A 16,552-nucleotide genomic window follows, 5' to 3' on the forward strand; every position below is an offset into this window, starting at 1 on the left:
CCTGTTTGTCATCTTCGGTGCTGCAGCGTGGGGAAGACTGCAGAAAAAGACTTGGCAATTCCTTGCGCCACCGTACGTTAGGTCTAACGTTCGGGAGGCGATTGATGATTTCACTACAGTTCCTATTGACCGCATTTGTTGTGGTTCTCGCGCCGGGCACCGGCGTTCTATATACACTGGCAATTGGTTTGGGGCAGGGGCGTGGCCCCTCTCTGGCGGCGGCTTTTGGCTGTACGCTTGGAATTGTTCCGCATTTGCTTGCTGCGACCTTGGGTTTGGCGGCGGTCTTGCATGCCTCTGCTGTCGCTTTCAACATCGTGAAATTTGCCGGGGTGGCGTATCTGCTCTGGCTGGCATGGCAAAGCCTGCGCTCGGGTGGCGCGCTTAGCCTAAGTGCGGAAAAGAGCGCCGAACCGGCTTGGCGCATCGCCCGCCGTGCCGCGTTGATCAACATCTTGAACCCAAAGCTGTCGATCTTTTTCCTTGCTCTTTTGCCGCCGTTCCTGTCCGGCAACCCGGCAACCGCAAGCCTTGAGATGACCGTGTTGGGCGGGGTGTTTATGGCGATGACCTTTGGGATTTTTGCGGCCTATGGGGCTTTTGCATCTCTGGCCCGGCGATGGTTGTTGGGAAGCGAGCGGGTGATGCGGTGGTTGAACCGCTCCTTTGCGGCTGTCTTTGCTGCTTTGGCTGGGCGTTTGGCGCTGGAACGCGCCTGATGACGGATAAGACCACCCTCGACGTCTATGGTGAACGGGTTGACGAATACGTGTCTGTTCCGGTGACGGGCACCCAAGCCGAGGCTTTGGCGGGGTTCTTGGGAAAACTGCCGCCGCAATCGCATATTCTTGACTTGGGATGTGGCCCCGGTTTGCAGGCCGCCGAGATGATGGAGGCCGGTCACCAAGTCACAGCGCTAGATGCGACACCGGAATTTGTATCCGCCGCCAAGGCGTTGGGCGTCGACGCCCGGCTGGGCCGTTTTGACGATGTGACCGAACGGGCCGCATATAATGCGGTCTGGGCAAGCTTCTCACTCCTTCATGCGCCGCGAACCGAGTTTCCGCGCCATGTGGCGGCGGTGCACCGCGCTTTGCGCCCCGGTGGTGTGCTGTTCTTGGGCATGAAACTTGGCCAAGGCGAAGAACGCGACGCGCTGGGCCGGTTTTATAGCTACTATTCCGAAGAGGAGTTGCGCGAGAGGCTTGCACAGTCTGGGTTCACTGCTATTGAAGCGGTTCGCGGCACGGGCAAAGGCCTTGCTGGAACCGATGACCCTTATATTTTGATGACCGCTTATGCCTGATCTCTATGCCTATACTGACGGAGCTTGCTCTGGGAATCCCGGCCCCGGTGGCTGGGGTGTTTTGCTCTTTGCCAAGGATGGCGAGAGCATCCTCAAAGAGCGCACGCTAAACGGCGGTGAGGCCGAAACAACCAACAACCGTATGGAATTGATGGCGGCGATCATGGCCTTGGAAACATTGGCCAAACCGTCGTCTTTGACCGTTGTGACCGATAGCGCCTATGTTAAAAACGGTGTGACCGGTTGGATCCATGGGTGGAAGCGCAATGGCTGGAAAACCGCGGCCAAGAAACCGGTCAAGAATGTCGACCTATGGCAGCGGCTGGACGAAGCGCAGGTGCGCCACGACGTGACCTGGAAATGGATCAAGGGCCACGCGGGCCACGCCGAAAACGAGCGCGCCGACGAGTTGGCGCGCGAAGGCATGGCACCGTTCAAACCCGGCAAATCCTAAGAGGCCCGAAAAGAGCGCGAGGGACAGGGCATGACCGTAATCTCAATACTCGACCACGCGGCGGTTTTGGTCTTTGCCTTGACCGGAGCCTTGGTGGCCAGTCGTGCCCAGCTTGACCTGATTGGGTTTGGGTTCTTTGCCTGTTTGACGGGGCTGGGGGGCGGCACCTTGCGCGACCTTCTGCTTGATCGCACCCCGATTTGGATTGATAGCCCGACCTATCTGGCCGTGGCCTGTGGCGCGGCGATCTTGGTGTTTTTTACGGCGCATATGCTCGAAAGCCGGTATCGCGCGATCCTATGGCTTGACGCGGCCGCGCTGGGCGTTGCGGTGGCCGCCGGGGCGGGCGTTGCTCAGGCGATGGGGCAACCCGGCACGATCATTTTGGTTATGGGCGTTGCAACGGGATGCGCCGGGGGATTGATGCGTGACGTTGTCGCCAATGAGGTGCCTTTGGTGCTCAAACAGGGCGAGCTTTATGTGACCTGCTGTTTGGTTGGGTCATTGGCGCTTTTGTTTGCCCCAATGGTCGGCGTGTCGATGGCGAGCTTGCTATGTGCCTGTCTCACCTTTGCCTTGCGCGCCGGGTCACTGGTTTGGGGGTGGTCGATGCCAACGTATAAGCCGCGACCACCCCGCCAGGATTAAGTGAGGATTAAGTTGGGAATTCCCCCGTCTTATTGCAAATCGCCAAAGGCCTTTTGCAGACGTTCACCAGCTTCGATCACACGGGCGCGCGGTGTCGCAAAATTGAACCGCAGGAAGCTTTCGCCCCCCGAACCAAAGGTCGGCCCAAGGTTGGCGGCAATCCGGGCGTCTTTTTGCACGCGGGTTGTGAACTCGTCGCGGGTCATGCCTGTGCCGTCAAAATCGACCCAAGCAAGGTAGGTGGATTGCATGTCCATCGAGGCCAAGCCCGGAATGGCGTTGACGGCGGCATCAAATATTTTGCGATTGCCATCAAGGTATTGAACCAATTCATCCACCCATTCCGCGCCTTCTGGGGAATAGGCGGCGGTGGCCATAAACAGGCCAAAGGAGTTGGACGACATCCCCATGCCGGCCATCGTGGCCGCAAAACGCGCACGTAGGTCTTCGTTGGGGATGATGACATTGCCGACATGGCTTCCGGCGACGTTAAAGGTTTTGGTGGTGGCGGTGAGCATCACCAGACGTTCCAAAACGTTGTCGTCCACGAGGGTCATCGGGATATGGGAGTTGCCGGGCATAACCAGATCGTGGTGAATTTCGTCCGAGACCAGTATCAGGTTGTGACGCCGGGCAAATTCGGCAACGCCTTTAAGTTCGGCGCGGGTCCAGACGCGGCCACCGGGGTTATGGGGTGAGCACAGGATAACCATGCGCTCATTGCCGGTCATCATCGAATCATAGGCGTCGAAGTCCATTTCATAGCGGCCATCACGCTGGGCCAATGGGCATTCAACCACTTCGCGCCCGGCGGCACGGATCACGCGGGCAAAGGCGTGATAGACCGGGGTGAATAGGACAACACCATCACCGGCGTTGGTGTAGGTTTGAACACACATAGCAGTGCCATTGACCAAACCGTGTGTGGTGAAAATCGACTTGGGGTCGACTTTCCAACCATGCCGGTTTTCCATCCACCAGCAAATGGCGTTCAGATAGGCACTGTCGTCACCGAAATAGCCGTAGACGCCGTGGTCGAGCATGGCTTGCAAAGCGTCTTGGACGCAGGCGGGCGGGCGAAAATCCATATCGGCCACCCACATGGACAAACCATCCTTGGCAGGAACGCCATAGATTTTCTCCATCATGTCCCATTTTACGGAATGGGTGCCAAAGCGGTCGATCTCTTCGTCAAAGCGGCTCATGTCGGGTCCTTGTTGTGCCCCACGCCGCGTCTTGTCCCAAATTTCATTGATGAAATTTGCAAATTCCGTGCACGGAATTTGGAGCGTGCCGCGGCGGGTGGGAAAGGGGTTACTGTTGCGCCCGACGCTAGCGGTATTTGCAGCAGGTGCAAGGGGGCTGGCTTGCGCATTGGGTTGGATTTGCCTAAGTGAGAGGCCATGAAACGTCCTATCCTCATCCACCCCGACCCGCGCCTGAAAAAGCTATGCGACCCGGTTGCTGATTCCTCTGACGAATTGCGCAAACTGGCCGATGATATGCTTGAAACCATGTATGATGCGCCGGGCATTGGCCTTGCTGCGCCACAGATCGGTATCTTGCAACGCCTGATCGTTTTGGATTGCGTCAAGGAAGAGGATGGACCGCCGCGCCCCTTGGTGATGTTCAACCCCGAAGTTGTCGCCAGCTCGGATGAGATCAATGTCTATGAAGAGGGCTGTTTGTCGATCCCGGATCAATATGCCGAAGTCACCCGCCCAAAGATGGTTCAGGTGCAGTGGATGGATCAGCACGGCAAGGCGCAAAGCGAAGAGTTTGACGGGCTTTGGGCGACCTGTGTCCAGCATGAGATCGACCATCTGAACGGCAAGCTGTTCATCGACTACCTCAAGCCGCTCAAGCGCCAGATGATCACCCGCAAAATGCAGAAGTTGAAACGCGAGCGGGCACGGGTGTGAGTGTTCGCCCGGTCCTGACTTGGCCCGATAGCTGTTTGTCGCAGGTCTGTGCCGCAGTGGCCGCACCCGATCCGGGTCTGATCAGCGACATGTTCGAGACCATGTATGATGCGCCGGGGCGCGGCTTGGCGGCCCCCCAGATTGGCGTGATGCAGCGGCTGTTTGTTATGGATGTGGGCTGGAAAGATGGGGAACAGACGCCGATGGTTTGTCTTAACCCCGAGATCGTGGCTGCGTCAGTTGACACAGTGATTGGCCCCGAAGGCTGCCTGTCGATGCCCGGTGTTTTGGTTGATGTTGAACGCTCGGCGCAAATCGAGCTGCGCTATACAAATGCCGACGGTGAACGTCTTACCGAGACACTCACAGGGTTCGCGGCCATTTGTGCCCAGCACGAGTTGGATCACCTAGACGGCAAGATGCATTTTGATCGGGTGTCGCAGGACTTTCGCACCCGAATTTTGAAAGAATACGAGGCTTTGACATGACTGTGCGCCCTTTCTTGCAATGGCCTGACAAGCGCCTTCGGACCGTCGCCGAGCCTGTGACCGAGATCACCGATGACATCCGCCAGATTTGGATCGACATGATCGAAAGCATGGATGCCATGCCGGGCGTTGGCCTCGGTGCGCCGCAAATTGGCGAGATGCTGCGCCTTGCGGTGGTGGATTGTTCGGATGAACGCGGGCAGGCGATCCGCATGGCCAATCCAGAGGTTTTGCACGCCTCGGTGCAATTGCGCATGCATGAAGAAGCCAGCCCTAACCTACCGGGGGTCTCGGCCCCAATTGACCGCCCCCGCGCGGTGACGGTGCGGTTTATGGATCACAACGGCGATATGGTTGAGCGTGACTTTGTCGGGCTTTGGGCCACCTCGGTCCAGCACCAGATCGACCATTTGAACGGCAAGATGTATTTTGACAAACTGTCCAAGGTCAAACGGGATCGGTTGATCAAACGGGCGCAGAAACTGGCGCGGTAGCGGTTTTCAACCGGTGGAGGGGCCAGCCCCTTTGGGCCCAACGGCCAATTCACCCCGGAGTTTATTTGGCGAGATGAAAAGGTGAGCGGATGCGTGTGATCTTTATGGGAAGCCCGGACTTTTCTGTGCCTGTGCTCGATGCTTTGGCCGACGCGGGGCATGATATTGCCGCCGTCTATTGTCAGCCGCCACGTCCCGCCGGGCGCGGCAAGAAAGACCGACCCACAGCCGTTCATGCGCGTGCCGCGGCGATGGGGTACGAGGTGCGCCATCCCGTGTCCCTGAAGGGCGAGGCCGAGCAGGCCGACTTTGCCGCGCTTGAAGCTGATGTCGCTGTGGTTGTGGCCTATGGATTGATCTTGCCACAGGTGATTTTGGACGCGCCCAAAATGGGATGTTTGAATATCCACGCCTCGCTTCTGCCGCGCTGGCGCGGGGCGGCCCCCATTCATCGGGCTATCATAGAAGGCGACGGTGAGACCGGCATTTGCATCATGCAGATGGAAGCGGGCCTTGATACCGGGCCGGTTTTGCTGCGCGAAGTAACGGCGATTGGGGCCGAAGAAACCACCGGCGGCTTGCATGACCGGTTGTCGGAAATGGGCGCTCGGATGATTTGCGAGGCATTGGATCACTTGCCCGATCTGGTGCCAGAGGTACAGCCCGAGGACGGCGTGACCTATGCCGCCAAGATCGACAAGGCCGAGGCCGCGATTGATTGGTCCCGGAGTGCCGATCAAATTTCGGGCCAAATTCGCGGCTTGTCACCATTTCCCGGTGCTTGGACCCTGCAAAACGGTCAGCGCATCAAATTGTTGGGCGCGCGTGTCGTTGATGGGGCTGGGCAACCGGGGCAAGCGCTTGACGACAGTTTGACCATTGCCTGTGGAATGGGTGCAGTCCACATCACCCGGGCCCAGCGGGCCGGAAAAGGCGCGCAAGATGCCGAGGTGTTTTTGCGCGGCAACCCGGTGGCCACGGGGACAATACTAGGGGAGTGAGACACGCTCTTTCCCCTTGGTCGTGTCATAGGGATTGCGTCCAAGCCTTCCTATATTAAAGTCACGCGCAGAACAGGCATATAAACGCAAAGAGGCCCCCATGTTCCCGACCCTGATTGGCACCGTCGTGATTGCCGGGATTGTTGGCTATGCCTCGGAGCGTAGCCGTTTTACCCATAACGGTATTTTGCAAAGCATCATCATCTGTATTGGTGGGGCCTTTTTGGCCTATTTTGTGCAATTGATGTTTGGGCTTGGGTTTCGATCACCGGGCCTGAATGCAATTGCGGCTTCGATTGGCGCGTTGATCATTGTCCCGACGCATTGGAGGAAATAAGCCATGTCAGTTGTTTTTTTGGTGATTATCGGCGCGGCTGCCGGGTTTTTGGCGACACGGTTTATGAAGGTTGAGACCGGTGTGTTGCAAACTGTTGGTATCGGCATTGCCGGGGCGTTGATTGGTGGGTTGCTTCTGAGGTTCGTCTTGTCGGTTCTGGGGGCTTTTGCGGGCCTTGTTGGGGCCGTATTGGGCGCGATGCTTTTGATCTATATCTGGAAGTCCTACACCGGCCGGTGATTTCAGCCAATGATTTCGGGCGGTGCTTTCGGCCGGATCACGCAAACGTTTTGTGCGATGGCGCGCCAAAGCTGCGCGCGGCTGGCTATTTGCGCACGGATCAACAGCGGTTACCTCTTTCTCAACAGCAGATAGGAGTTTGAAATGGGCCTGTTGATCGACGGCGAATGGCACGACCAATGGTATGACACGGGCAAAAACAAAGGCCGCTTTGTCCGACAAGATTCGGCATATCGTCATTGGATTACCGCCGATGGATCCGCCGGGCCGACGGGCGATGCCGGGTTCAAGGCAGAGACCGGGCGCTATCATCTTTATGTTAGCATGGCCTGTCCTTGGGCACACCGCACCCTGATCTTCCGCGCTCTGAAGGGTTTGGAGGAGATCATCACGGTGTCCACCGTGCACCCGGATATGTTGCAAGACGGTTGGACATTTCAAAGCGACGACTTGGGCGGATCAGGCGATACGCTTTACGGTGTGCCGTTTGCCCGTGACATTTACCTCAAGGCCAATCCAATGGCGTCAGGGCGGGTGACGGTGCCGATTTTGTGGGACAAAAAACTGGAAACTATCGTTTCCAATGAATCCTCTGAGATCATTCGCATGTTCAATAGCGCCTTTGATGGCCTGACCGGCAACACCGAGGATTATTGGCCGGAACAGATTCGGGATGAGATTGAGCTGGTCAACGAGCGTATCTATCACACGCTCAATAACGGCGTGTACAAGGCCGGGTTCGCGACGACACAAGCGGCCTATGATGAGGCGATAGAGCCTTTGTTTGAGACGTTGGAGTGGCTGGAAGAACGGCTGTCGGCGCATCGCTATTTGATGTGCAATTGCCTGACCGAAGCCGATTGGCGGTTGTTCACAACGCTGGTTCGGTTTGATCTGGTCTATCACGGCCATTTCAAATGCAATCGGGCGCGGATCGTCGATTACCCCAATATTTGGGCCTATCTACGCGAGTTGTATCAATGGCCGGGGGTCGCCGGAACAGTGGATTTTGATCAGATCAGCCGCCACTATCACTATAGTCATCCGTCAATTAACCCGCATCGGATCATTCCAGCGGGGCCAATGTTGGATTTCGCTGAACCGCATGGGCGCGAGCTGCGGTTCGAGGTCTGACGTTAATGAACCTGCGCGTAATGCTCGACCATCGTCGCCAGATCACTTGGTGGCGTGGTGCTGGGCAAAAAGGCGCAGGCATTGGCGCAATGCCGAAAGATCGACCCATCCGAGAAAAAGGAGGAGTTCGTCACAAAAACCACGCGCGCCTGAGGGCGCCGATATTGGGCGAAATCGGACACGGCGAGCGCGCTGCCTTCTAGCAGGACGAGATCCAAAACAATGACATCGAAGTCGGTTTCGGTGATCAGATCGGTTGCCTGTTCTTGCGAACTGGCAATGCACACCTCGGCCCCCAGTCGTTCCAGGTGACGAAGCCAAAGGTTGGCGAGGGGAATTTGGCTTTCCACTATCAGTACGTTCAAGTGGGCCTCCTGGATACGAGTCAATGTGGCGTTACGTTTCTTTCAGAATCCCTAACAAAGAGTTAACCGCCACGTAAAGATTTTGAACAAATGGAGAACAAATTTGTGCTTGAGCGGGAATGTGCCTTGCCGCGCAAATACCTGCTGATAGTCTGAACAATAAATGAAAAAAGAGGATGTGATGCGCAAACTGGTAGCGATAGCAGGAATCGTGATGGCAGGAGCCGTCTCGGCCCAAGATGTTCCCTGTGGGGGCGGCTTTGCCCAATTCAAAACGGATATGGCGGCAGAGGCCGTGGCCAGTGGGCATGATCCCGATATGACCCGGCGGTTTTTTGACGGTATTCAGCATAGCCCGAGCGTTTTGAAAGCGGATCGCAGGCAGGGTATTTTTCAGGACCCGTTCATCACCTTTTCGCGCAAGCTGATCAGCCAAAACCGCTTGGATAAAGGGCGTCAGATGGGGCGCACCTATGCGTCGGTCTTTGATCGTATCCAAACCGACTATGGTATTGCGCCCGGGGTTTTGCTGGCCTTTTGGGCGTTTGAAACCGATTACGGGTCGTTTCAGGGGGATTTCAACACGGCCAATGCGCTGGTGACCTTGGCACATGACTGTCGCCGTCCCGAAATTTTCCGCCCCCAGGTGTTTTCGGCCCTGTCTCTTTATGCACAGGGGGATTTTGACCCCGACACAACCACCGGCGCTTGGGCGGGTGAGATCGGCATGGTGCAAATGCTGCCCAAGGACATTCTGGAAAACGGTGTCGATGGCGATGGTGACGGGCGTGTGACTCTCAAAACCTCTCCGGCGGATGCCTTGTTGTCTGGGGCGAAAATGCTGTCGCATCTGGGCTGGCGACCGGGTGAGCCATGGCTGCAAGAGGTGGAACTGCCCGACGGGTTTGATTGGTCCAAGGCCGGGTTGCAAACAACGCATACGGTTGCGGAATGGGAACAAATGGGCGTGCGCGCCCGTCAGGGGGTTTTGGATGACGGACGGTTGGCCTCGTCCATTTTGTTGCCGCAAGGGCGCGGGGGGCCAAGCTTTTTGGCTTACCCAAATTTCAATGTCTATTTTGAGTGGAACCAAAGCTTTACCTATGTTCTGACCGCCGCTTATTTTGGCACGCGTCTCGAAGGGGCCCCGGTTTATGACGCCGGCAACCCAAAACAAGGCCTTACCGGGGATCAAATGAAAACCCTGCAAACCAAGCTGCAAGGCATGGGCTATGATGTGGGCAAGGTCGATGGGATCTTGGGTGCGGGGACACGCGCTGCGGTCCGCGATGTTCAGGTCAAACTTGGACTACCGGCTGACGCTTGGCCAACGGTGGATTTGCTGAACAGGCTGTGAGGCGGGCGCGACCAAAAGTTTTGCAAAACTTTTGCAAATTCCGTGTACGGAATTTCAGCGCCCAGCCTGACCCTTAGCCAATAATTTCGAAGCGAGTCACATCGACCATACCGCGATCGGTGATCTTCAAAGCGGGGATCACCGGGAGCGCCAAAAAGGCCAGTTGCAAGAACGGTTCTTCGAGTGTGACGCCAAGATCGCGCGCCGCCTTGCGCAGATCGACCAGCTTGTCGCGCACCTCTTCAAAGCTCAGAAGGCTCATCAAACCGGCAACCGGCAGTGCCAATTCGGCCAAAACCTTGCCGCCCTTTACAACAACGAACCCACCTTCAATCTCGCCCAAGCGATTGGCGGCAACCGCCATGTCCTCATAGTCGACGCCAACGCAGGCAATGTTGTGGTGATCATGGCAAACGGTTGAGGCAATTGCCCCGGCCTGCAATCCGAACCCTTTGACGAACCCGGTGGCGATGTTGCCGTTTTTCCCATGCCGTTCGACAACGGAAATGCGCACCAGATCACGGGTGACATCGGGGCGTTTATCGCCATCTTCGATCGGAATGTCTTCGTGGAGATGATCTGTGAGAATTTGCCCTTCGCGAATGCCAATCACATCGGTTTCAACCCGGTTTGCGCGGGTTCGAAAACTCGCGGCCTGGACCTTTGGGGCCTTTACGGAGTTGCGCCCAATCGGGGCGATTTCCTTTCGGGCGGCGAACGTGGCGTCGTTCACAACAACCCCACCTGCCAGAACAAGCTGGGCATGACAGCCCTCAAGGCTATCAATCGCAACGATGTCGGCGCGCTTGCCCGGAGCGATCATTCCGCGATCTTTCAGGCCAAAGGCCTCGGCGGCGGAAAGAGACGCGGCGCGATAGGCGGCCAAGGGCGGCGTACCAAGGCGGATCAGCTCGCGGATCATGTAATCAAGATGGCCGTGTTCCCCGATGTCGAGAGGATTTCGGTCATCCGTACACAGGCACATATAGGGCGATGTGCGTTCGCTCAGAAGCGGTTGCAAGGCGTGCAAGTCCTTGGAAACCGACCCCTCGCGGATCAGCACCCGCATACCCTTGCGCAGTTTTTCCAAGGCTTCCTCGGCCGATGTTGCTTCGTGCTCGGTCCGAATGCCTGCGGCGATGTAGGCGTTCAGGTCTTTGCCCGACAAAAGCGGGCAATGCCCATCAATATGACCATCCTCAAACAGGGCCAGCTTGTCCAAACATCCCGGATCACGGTGGATGACACCGGGGTAGTTCATGAATTCGGCCAACCCAAGGCCCGAGGGGTGGTCGCGCAACGGGGCCAAATCTTCTGCCGAAAGGGCGGCCCCGGCAGTCTCCATATGGGTAGACGGCACACAGGATGACAGCTGAACCTTGATGTCCATCAGAGTGTGTTGCGAGGCCTCTTGGAAATAGCGAATGCCCGCCGCGCCGATCACATTGGCGATCTCATGTGGGTCACAAATCGCGGTCGTCACCCCGCGCGGGGCGACACAGCGATCAAACTCAAACGGTGTGACCAAAGACGATTCGATATGCAAATGCGTGTCGATAAAGCCAGGGACCAAAATGGTACCGCTCACATCTATGACATCATGGGCGGCATAGTCTTCGAACACGCCAACAATGCGATCGCCGCATATCGCCACGTCCCCAGTCAAGAGCTCGCCAGTGATCAGGTCGAGAATTTTACCGCCTCGCAAGACTTTATCGGCAATTTCATCGCCCCGGCCTTGTGCGATCCTGTTCACCAGTGTGTTCATGGTCTAAGTGTCCCTTTATGACGCCATTGGGTTCTAAACTGCCGCTTTTGAGGGGCAGGTCAAACTTGATGTTGCTTTTTTAATGGAAACTGCGTTGATTGACTGACCAGTCAAAATAAAACGCCCAGGGAGATAAAACAATGACCATGACAAAATTGACCACATCGACACTGGCGCTGATCGTTGCCGCAGGCACCGCATCCGCCAGCTGTGACAGCGTGACTTTCTCGGATGTGGGCTGGACCGACATCACCGCCACCACCGCCGCGACAACCGTTGTCTTGCAGGCGCTAGGCTATGAGACCGACATCAAGGTGCTGTCCGTGCCGGTGACATATACCTCGATGGCCAAGGGCGACGTTGATGTATTCCTTGGCAACTGGATGCCAACCATGGAAGCCGATATCGCCCCCTACCGCGAAGCGGGCACCGTTGACACCGTGCGCACCAACCTGACCGGCGCAAAATACACGCTGGCCACCAATGCCGCCGGTGCCGAACTCGGCATCAAAGATTTCGCCGACATCGCCAAAGCCGGTGACGCGCTGGAAGAAACCATTTACGGCATCGAAGCGGGCAACGACGGCAACCGCCTGATCATGGACATGATCGCGGCTGACGCCTTTGGCCTGACGGGTTTTGATGTCAAAGAAAGCTCAGAGCAGGGCATGCTGGCGCAAGTTGGCCGTGCCGACAACAAAGGTGAGCCGGTTGTTTTCCTCGCGTGGGAACCACATCCGATGAACGCCAACTATGACCTGACTTACCTCACCGGTGGTGATGATTATTTCGGCCCGAATCTGGGTGGTGCCACCGTGGCCACCAACACCCGCGCCGGTTACGTCGCTGAATGCCCTAATGTGGGCGCTCTGTTGACCAACCTGGAATTCTCGCTGGCTATGGAAAACGAAATCATGGGTGCCATTTTGGACGATGGCCAAGAGCCTGACGCCGCCGCCACCGCGTGGCTCAAGGCAAACCCAGCCACGCTTGACGGTTGGTTGGCCGGTGTGACCACCAAGGACGGTGGCGACTCCATGGCCGCTGTCAAAGGCGCGCTGGGTCTCTAACCCTAGACCTCTTCAACCCGTCGCTCGATATTGGGCGGCGGGTTTTTCGTATTAGCGTCGCGAAAGCAATCATGTCCCTGACCCTCCTCGCCCTTTTTGTCCCAGCCTGTTTCGCGCTCAACCTGTCGCCGGGGCCTAACAACCTGTTGGCCTTTTCCAACGCGTCGCGTTTGGGGTTCTGGCCCGGTTTGGTTGGTGGCTTTGGGCGTTTGCCGGTCTTTGCGGCGATGATTGCATTGGTGGCCTTTGGGCTCTCGACCCTGCTCACAAGCTTTGAGGCCGCGCTCATCGTGGTCAAATACCTCGGGGCGGCTTATCTGATCTATGTGGGCTACAAAATGTGGACCGCGCCGGTGCCAAACGAAACCGTTTCGTCCCAAACAAACGTTTTTGCCTTGATGCGCCGCGACATGAGCTTTGCCGTCGCCAACCCCAAGGCCATCGCCGTTTTCACCGCTTTTTTTCCGCAGTTTATCGACAAATCTGGCGACCTGTTGGCGCAATTTGCCATTCTGGGCGCACTGTTTCTCATACTGGAAGTGGCGGCCATCGCCATTTACGCGGCTCTTGGGCGCGCCATGAGCCATGTGCTTACACCACCACGCTTGCATCGCCTCAATCGCGGTGTGGGCGGCTTTTTGATCTTTTCCGGCCTGACCATGGCCCTCAAACCCGAGAGCTGATTTATGACCTGGCTGACCGACTATAAAATACCTGTGGGGGATGCGGCGGAAACCGTGTTCAACTGGCTGCAAAAACACGGCGCTGTTTTCTTTGATGGTATGGCCGAGGCGATGGAATGGCTGATTGATGCCATCTTGTTCATCCTTCAGGCCCCGCATCCCTTTATCGTCATTGCCGTGATCGCCGCCGCCACGTGGGTTGTGCATCGCACTTGGAAAGTTCCGGCTCTGATTGTTGCTGGGTTTCTCTTCATTTTGAACCAAGGTTATTGGGAAGAAACCACCGAAAGCCTGACGCTGGTTTTGTCGGCCTGTGTTGTTTGTATGGGTGTTGGTGTTCCGATTGGCATCGCCGCCGCGCACCGCCCCAAGCTCTATGCTTGGATGCGTCCGGTGCTTGACCTGATGCAGACCTTGCCGACCTTTGTCTATCTGATCCCGGCGATTGTCTTCTTTGGCATTGGCATGGTGCCCGGCCTGATCGCTACGGTGATCTTTGTGGTGCCCGCGCCCATTCGCCTAACCTATCTCGGCATTTCCTCAACACCGACCGCATTGATCGAGGCGGCGGATGCCTTTGGCGCCACCCCGCGTCAAAAGCTTTGGAAAGTCGAACTGCCAAGCGCCTTGCCGCAAATCATGGCGGGCCTAAACCAAACCATCATGTTGTCGCTCTCGATGGTTGTCATCGCGGCGCTGGTTGGGGCCGATGGCCTTGGCGTGCCGGTTGTTCGGGCGTTGAACCGCGTGGACACAGGCCTTGGGTTTGAGGCCGGTCTGATCATCGTTGTTGTGGCCATCATGCTAGATCGTGCCCTGCGCGTAGGAGAAGACAAATGACCGCTGTTAGCTTTGACAATGTCTCGATCATGTTCGGTGACAAGCCGAAATCCGCGCTGCCCCATGCCGACAACGGGTTGAACCGCGCTGAAATCCAACAACAAACCGGTCAGGTTCTTGGCGTGCATGATTGCTCGCTCGAAGTCCAAGAGGGCGAGATTGTTGTTCTCATGGGCCTGTCTGGCTCTGGGAAATCCACACTGCTGCGCGCAGTGAACGGCCTCAACCCCGTGGTGCGCGGTGCTGTTCGGGTCAACAGCGGCGATGGCATGGTTGACGTGGTCAGCTGCTCCAAATCCGACCTGCGCGACATCCGCCAACATCGCGTGGCGATGGTGTTTCAGCAATTTGGCCTGCTCCCATGGCGTACGGTGGCCGAAAACGTCGGCTTTGGTCTGGAACTCGCCGGCATGCCCACAGGCGAACGTGAGAAAACCGTGCAGCGCCAACTGGAGCTTGTCGGTCTGAAAGATTGGGCGGCGCGCAAAGTGGGTGAGCTATCTGGCGGGATGCAGCAACGTGTTGGCCTGGCCCGTGCTTTTGCCACCGATGCGCCGATCCTCTTGATGGATGAACCGTTCTCGGCCCTTGATCCATTGATCCGCACCCGCCTTCAGGACGAGCTTCTCGAACTGCAAAGCGAACTCAAACGCACCATCATCTTCGTAAGCCACGATCTTGACGAAGCCTTTAAGCTCGGCAACCGGATTGCCATCCTCGAAGGCGGCCGCATCGTGCAATCCGGCACCCCGCGTGAAATTTTCTCAAACCCGATCAACGACTACGTTGCCGATTTCGTCGCCAATATGAACCCGCTCGGGGTTTTGACGGCTCGCGATGCTATGGAGCCGGGCACTGGCGAAACTCAGGTCGACGCCGAAACTCCGATCCGCGAGATCATGCCGCAACTTAGTGCAGGCCCTATCACGGTCACGGAAAACGGCCAACCCATCGGTCGCGTCTCTGCTCAAAGTGTGGTGAACCGGCTCGCCACCTGAACCTGGTTTCTTCTTTCCACAAATATTCCTGGGGGAGGCTGCAAAGCAGACGGGGGGCAGCGCCCCCCAATCCCCCACTTATCCGATCAACCGTTTGATCGCCGTGGCGTGCTCTTTGCTGGCCCCAGCAGTATCAGCCGCCAAGGCTTTGGCCGCCTCTAGCACATCGCCGTCAACAACTTGATTGATCAAGCCCCAGCCGAGCGCCTCTTCGACCGGGATTTTTTGACCGGCCATCAAGATCATCTTGGCCCGCGACGGCCCAACCAAGGCCGAAAGCCGTTTGGGATCAGACGGCTGTGGCAAAAATCCGAGCTTCATCACCGGGTAAAACACCTTGGCCCCGGGCTCCGCAACCCGCAGATCACAGGCCAAGAACATCCCCATTGCCCCACCGGCAACCGTACCGTTGGTCGCGCAAATCGTGAGCGCATCAAGCCGTGCAATCGCGCCAGAGAGACGTTCCCACAGGGGGGATGTCGCCAACCCCGCCTTGGCCGCTTCCAAATCCGCCCCGGCGGAAAACACCTTGCCCATTCCGGTCAGGATCAACACCCGCGCCGCGCGGGCGTCCTCAGCGATGACGCATAGCTGTTCGAGCATGTCCGCGGTCAGCGAATTGGCCTTGTCGGGGCGGTTGATGGTGGCAACCCAAAGATCGCCGTCTTTCTCAAGAGTGATCAAATCAAGCCCACCTGTTTTCGAATGCCTTCGTCGCGCAACGCAATTTCGCCGCCCATATGTTCGTCTGCTTCTGGCCCACAGAGCCAGAGCAGCGCTTTGGCCACCCATTCCGGCGGAATGTGATCGGACCAATCGAGCTGACTTACCGGGTTGATACCGCTGGCTTTGATCTCGCGCTGCATCTGTGTGGCGACGGTGCCCGGCGACAGGGAAATGGCGCGAATGCCTTTGTCACGGTATTCCTTATCCGCCATTTTGGTGAGCATCAGCGCCCCAGCCTTGGACGAACAATAGTGCGACCACGCCTCAACCGGGCCATGGGCCGCGCCTGAACCGATGGTCAACACCGTGCCGCCGCCGTTCTCAAGCATTCCGGGCAAAGCTGCGCGGAACCCGTTGAAAACACCCTTGAGGTTGATGTCGATCACCTGACCCCAGGCATCTGGATCGGCCTCGGCCATATGGGCGACCGGTTCGATCACCCCGGCATTGTTGATGAGGATATCCAGACCGCCAAAGGTCTTGATACAGGCCTCGACCGCTTGGCTGACCTCCCAGTAGCGGGCTATGTCGCAGGGAATGGCAATCGCTTGCTCACCGATCTCGCCGGCAAGCTCGGCAATCGCCTCGGATGACCGCGCCACCAGCCCGACGTTGGCCCCGGCATTGGCGAATATCCGCGCAGCCTCGGCCCCGATTCCACGGCTAGCCCCCGTAATTAAAACGGTTTTTCCAGAAAGATTCATGACAATCGCCTCCCTAC

21 protein-coding genes are annotated in these 16,552 nt (G+C 57.4%); 16 read left to right on the forward strand and 5 right to left on the reverse strand.

Going from position 1 to position 16,552, the window contains the following annotated elements; all coding sequences use genetic code 11:
• The first annotated feature begins 104 nt into the window (after positions 1-104).
• The 4 genes from AC5EFR_RS14065 to AC5EFR_RS14080 are packed head-to-tail and all read left to right on the forward strand — an operon-like array spanning position 105 to position 2,408.
• Positions 105-719, forward strand: a complete 615-nt coding sequence (locus tag AC5EFR_RS14065; protein ID WP_493576420.1) for a LysE family translocator — start codon at positions 105-107, stop codon at positions 717-719.
• The gene (locus AC5EFR_RS14070) at positions 719-1,306 is read left to right on the forward strand and encodes a class I SAM-dependent methyltransferase (protein WP_493576421.1); all 588 of its coding nucleotides are present in this window, start codon (positions 719-721) and stop codon (positions 1,304-1,306) included. The genes AC5EFR_RS14065 and AC5EFR_RS14070 overlap by 1 nt, the downstream gene beginning before the upstream one ends.
• The gene (rnhA, locus tag AC5EFR_RS14075; protein ID WP_299922490.1) at positions 1,299-1,760 is read left to right on the forward strand and encodes a ribonuclease HI; all 462 of its coding nucleotides are present in this window, start codon (positions 1,299-1,301) and stop codon (positions 1,758-1,760) included. Before AC5EFR_RS14070 ends, rnhA begins: the two co-directional genes overlap by 8 nt.
• 30 nt (positions 1,761-1,790) lie before the next feature.
• Positions 1,791-2,408: a trimeric intracellular cation channel family protein gene (locus AC5EFR_RS14080; protein WP_493576422.1), complete on the forward strand. Its 618-nt coding sequence runs from the start codon at positions 1,791-1,793 to the stop codon at positions 2,406-2,408.
• Between the two features lie 29 nt (positions 2,409-2,437).
• Here the strand turns inward: AC5EFR_RS14080 and AC5EFR_RS14085 are convergent, their stop codons facing one another.
• Positions 2,438-3,613, reverse strand: coding sequence for a MalY/PatB family protein (locus tag AC5EFR_RS14085; RefSeq protein WP_493576423.1), 1,176 nt, complete (start codon positions 3,611-3,613; stop codon positions 2,438-2,440).
• 198 nt (positions 3,614-3,811) lie between these two features.
• On the opposite strand from AC5EFR_RS14085, the gene def (AC5EFR_RS14090) reads away from it, so the two are divergent.
• The 7 genes from def (AC5EFR_RS14090) (at position 3,812) to AC5EFR_RS14120 (ending at position 8,024) form a co-directional block, all read left to right on the forward strand.
• The gene (def, locus tag AC5EFR_RS14090; protein WP_493576424.1) at positions 3,812-4,330 is read left to right on the forward strand and encodes a peptide deformylase; all 519 of its coding nucleotides are present in this window, start codon (positions 3,812-3,814) and stop codon (positions 4,328-4,330) included.
• A complete protein-coding gene (gene def / locus AC5EFR_RS14095; protein ID WP_493576425.1) occupies positions 4,327-4,818 on the forward strand; it encodes a peptide deformylase in 492 nt (163 codons plus the stop codon). Before def (AC5EFR_RS14090) ends, def (AC5EFR_RS14095) begins: the two co-directional genes overlap by 4 nt.
• Complete coding sequence (gene def / locus AC5EFR_RS14100) at positions 4,815-5,312, forward strand: peptide deformylase (RefSeq protein ID WP_493576426.1); 498 nt, start codon at positions 4,815-4,817, stop codon at positions 5,310-5,312. The genes def (AC5EFR_RS14095) and def (AC5EFR_RS14100) overlap by 4 nt, the downstream gene beginning before the upstream one ends.
• A gap of 89 nt (positions 5,313-5,401) precedes the next feature.
• Entirely contained in the window at positions 5,402-6,313 is a 912-nt protein-coding gene (gene fmt / locus AC5EFR_RS14105; RefSeq protein WP_493576427.1) for a methionyl-tRNA formyltransferase, read from the forward strand.
• Positions 6,314-6,413: 100 nt separating this feature from the next.
• Positions 6,414-6,650: a hypothetical protein gene (locus tag AC5EFR_RS14110; protein ID WP_299922504.1), complete on the forward strand. Its 237-nt coding sequence runs from the start codon at positions 6,414-6,416 to the stop codon at positions 6,648-6,650.
• Between the two features lie 3 nt (positions 6,651-6,653).
• Positions 6,654-6,890, forward strand: coding sequence for a GlsB/YeaQ/YmgE family stress response membrane protein (locus AC5EFR_RS14115; protein WP_493576428.1), 237 nt, complete (start codon positions 6,654-6,656; stop codon positions 6,888-6,890).
• Positions 6,891-7,034: 144 nt separating this feature from the next.
• A complete protein-coding gene (locus AC5EFR_RS14120) occupies positions 7,035-8,024 on the forward strand; it encodes a glutathione S-transferase family protein (RefSeq protein ID WP_493576429.1) in 990 nt (329 codons plus the stop codon).
• Between the two features lie 2 nt (positions 8,025-8,026).
• Here the strand turns inward: AC5EFR_RS14120 and AC5EFR_RS14125 are convergent, their stop codons facing one another.
• Positions 8,027-8,389, reverse strand: coding sequence for a response regulator transcription factor (locus AC5EFR_RS14125; RefSeq protein ID WP_493576430.1), 363 nt, complete (start codon positions 8,387-8,389; stop codon positions 8,027-8,029).
• Positions 8,390-8,570: 181 nt separating this feature from the next.
• Here AC5EFR_RS14125 and AC5EFR_RS14130 point away from each other — a divergent pair, with 181 nt between their 5' ends.
• The gene (locus tag AC5EFR_RS14130; RefSeq protein WP_493576431.1) at positions 8,571-9,746 is read left to right on the forward strand and encodes a lytic murein transglycosylase; all 1,176 of its coding nucleotides are present in this window, start codon (positions 8,571-8,573) and stop codon (positions 9,744-9,746) included.
• A gap of 73 nt (positions 9,747-9,819) precedes the next feature.
• On the opposite strand, the gene ade is transcribed toward AC5EFR_RS14130, so the two are convergent.
• The gene (gene ade / locus AC5EFR_RS14135; RefSeq protein WP_493576432.1) at positions 9,820-11,514 is read right to left on the reverse strand and encodes an adenine deaminase; all 1,695 of its coding nucleotides are present in this window, start codon (positions 11,512-11,514) and stop codon (positions 9,820-9,822) included.
• A gap of 146 nt (positions 11,515-11,660) precedes the next feature.
• Between ade and choX the strand changes: the two genes are divergently transcribed.
• The 4 genes from choX to choV all read left to right on the forward strand — a co-directional run bounded on the left by choX (position 11,661) and on the right by choV (position 15,105).
• Positions 11,661-12,584: a choline ABC transporter substrate-binding protein gene (gene choX / locus AC5EFR_RS14140; protein WP_299922806.1), complete on the forward strand. Its 924-nt coding sequence runs from the start codon at positions 11,661-11,663 to the stop codon at positions 12,582-12,584.
• A gap of 71 nt (positions 12,585-12,655) precedes the next feature.
• Entirely contained in the window at positions 12,656-13,267 is a 612-nt protein-coding gene (locus AC5EFR_RS14145) for a LysE family translocator (RefSeq protein WP_299922516.1), read from the forward strand.
• A 3-nt stretch (positions 13,268-13,270) separates the two neighbouring features.
• Positions 13,271-14,107 (forward strand): choline ABC transporter permease subunit, encoded by an 837-nt coding sequence (gene choW / locus AC5EFR_RS14150; protein ID WP_299922518.1) that lies wholly within the window; start codon positions 13,271-13,273, stop codon positions 14,105-14,107.
• A complete protein-coding gene (gene choV / locus AC5EFR_RS14155; protein ID WP_493576433.1) occupies positions 14,104-15,105 on the forward strand; it encodes a choline ABC transporter ATP-binding protein in 1,002 nt (333 codons plus the stop codon). The genes choW and choV overlap by 4 nt, the downstream gene beginning before the upstream one ends.
• 78 nt (positions 15,106-15,183) lie before the next feature.
• Here the strand turns inward: choV and AC5EFR_RS14160 are convergent, their stop codons facing one another.
• Both AC5EFR_RS14160 and AC5EFR_RS14165 read right to left on the reverse strand, forming a co-directional pair.
• Entirely contained in the window at positions 15,184-15,789 is a 606-nt protein-coding gene (locus AC5EFR_RS14160) for an enoyl-CoA hydratase/isomerase family protein (protein WP_493576434.1), read from the reverse strand.
• Complete coding sequence (locus AC5EFR_RS14165; RefSeq protein ID WP_493576435.1) at positions 15,786-16,535, reverse strand: SDR family oxidoreductase; 750 nt, start codon at positions 16,533-16,535, stop codon at positions 15,786-15,788. The genes AC5EFR_RS14160 and AC5EFR_RS14165 overlap by 4 nt, the downstream gene beginning before the upstream one ends.
• Positions 16,536-16,552 lie beyond the last annotated feature (17 nt).

Source organism: Pelagimonas sp., assembly GCF_058892305.1.

Bases quoted from the DNA above. Each gene is read 5' to 3' on its own strand.
- AC5EFR_RS14065 (WP_493576420.1), top strand. From the start codon at position 105: ATGATTTCACTACAGTTCCTATTGACCGCATTTGTTGTGGTTCTCGCG.
- AC5EFR_RS14070 (WP_493576421.1), top strand. From the start codon at position 719: ATGACGGATAAGACCACCCTCGACGTCTATGGTGAACGGGTTGACGAA.
- rnhA (WP_299922490.1), top strand. From the start codon at position 1,299: ATGCCTGATCTCTATGCCTATACTGACGGAGCTTGCTCTGGGAATCCC.
- AC5EFR_RS14080 (WP_493576422.1), top strand. From the start codon at position 1,791: ATGACCGTAATCTCAATACTCGACCACGCGGCGGTTTTGGTCTTTGCC.
- AC5EFR_RS14085 (WP_493576423.1), bottom strand. From the start codon at position 3,613: ATGAGCCGCTTTGACGAAGAGATCGACCGCTTTGGCACCCATTCCGTA.
- def (WP_493576424.1), top strand. From the start codon at position 3,812: ATGAAACGTCCTATCCTCATCCACCCCGACCCGCGCCTGAAAAAGCTA.
- def (WP_493576426.1), top strand. From the start codon at position 4,815: ATGACTGTGCGCCCTTTCTTGCAATGGCCTGACAAGCGCCTTCGGACC.
- fmt (WP_493576427.1), top strand. From the start codon at position 5,402: ATGCGTGTGATCTTTATGGGAAGCCCGGACTTTTCTGTGCCTGTGCTC.
- AC5EFR_RS14110 (WP_299922504.1), top strand. From the start codon at position 6,414: ATGTTCCCGACCCTGATTGGCACCGTCGTGATTGCCGGGATTGTTGGC.
- AC5EFR_RS14115 (WP_493576428.1), top strand. From the start codon at position 6,654: ATGTCAGTTGTTTTTTTGGTGATTATCGGCGCGGCTGCCGGGTTTTTG.
- AC5EFR_RS14120 (WP_493576429.1), top strand. From the start codon at position 7,035: ATGGGCCTGTTGATCGACGGCGAATGGCACGACCAATGGTATGACACG.
- AC5EFR_RS14130 (WP_493576431.1), top strand. From the start codon at position 8,571: ATGCGCAAACTGGTAGCGATAGCAGGAATCGTGATGGCAGGAGCCGTC.
- ade (WP_493576432.1), bottom strand. From the start codon at position 11,514: ATGAACACACTGGTGAACAGGATCGCACAAGGCCGGGGCGATGAAATT.
- choX (WP_299922806.1), top strand. From the start codon at position 11,661: ATGACAAAATTGACCACATCGACACTGGCGCTGATCGTTGCCGCAGGC.
- AC5EFR_RS14145 (WP_299922516.1), top strand. From the start codon at position 12,656: ATGTCCCTGACCCTCCTCGCCCTTTTTGTCCCAGCCTGTTTCGCGCTC.
- choW (WP_299922518.1), top strand. From the start codon at position 13,271: ATGACCTGGCTGACCGACTATAAAATACCTGTGGGGGATGCGGCGGAA.
- choV (WP_493576433.1), top strand. From the start codon at position 14,104: ATGACCGCTGTTAGCTTTGACAATGTCTCGATCATGTTCGGTGACAAG.
- AC5EFR_RS14165 (WP_493576435.1), bottom strand. From the start codon at position 16,535: ATGAATCTTTCTGGAAAAACCGTTTTAATTACGGGGGCTAGCCGTGGA.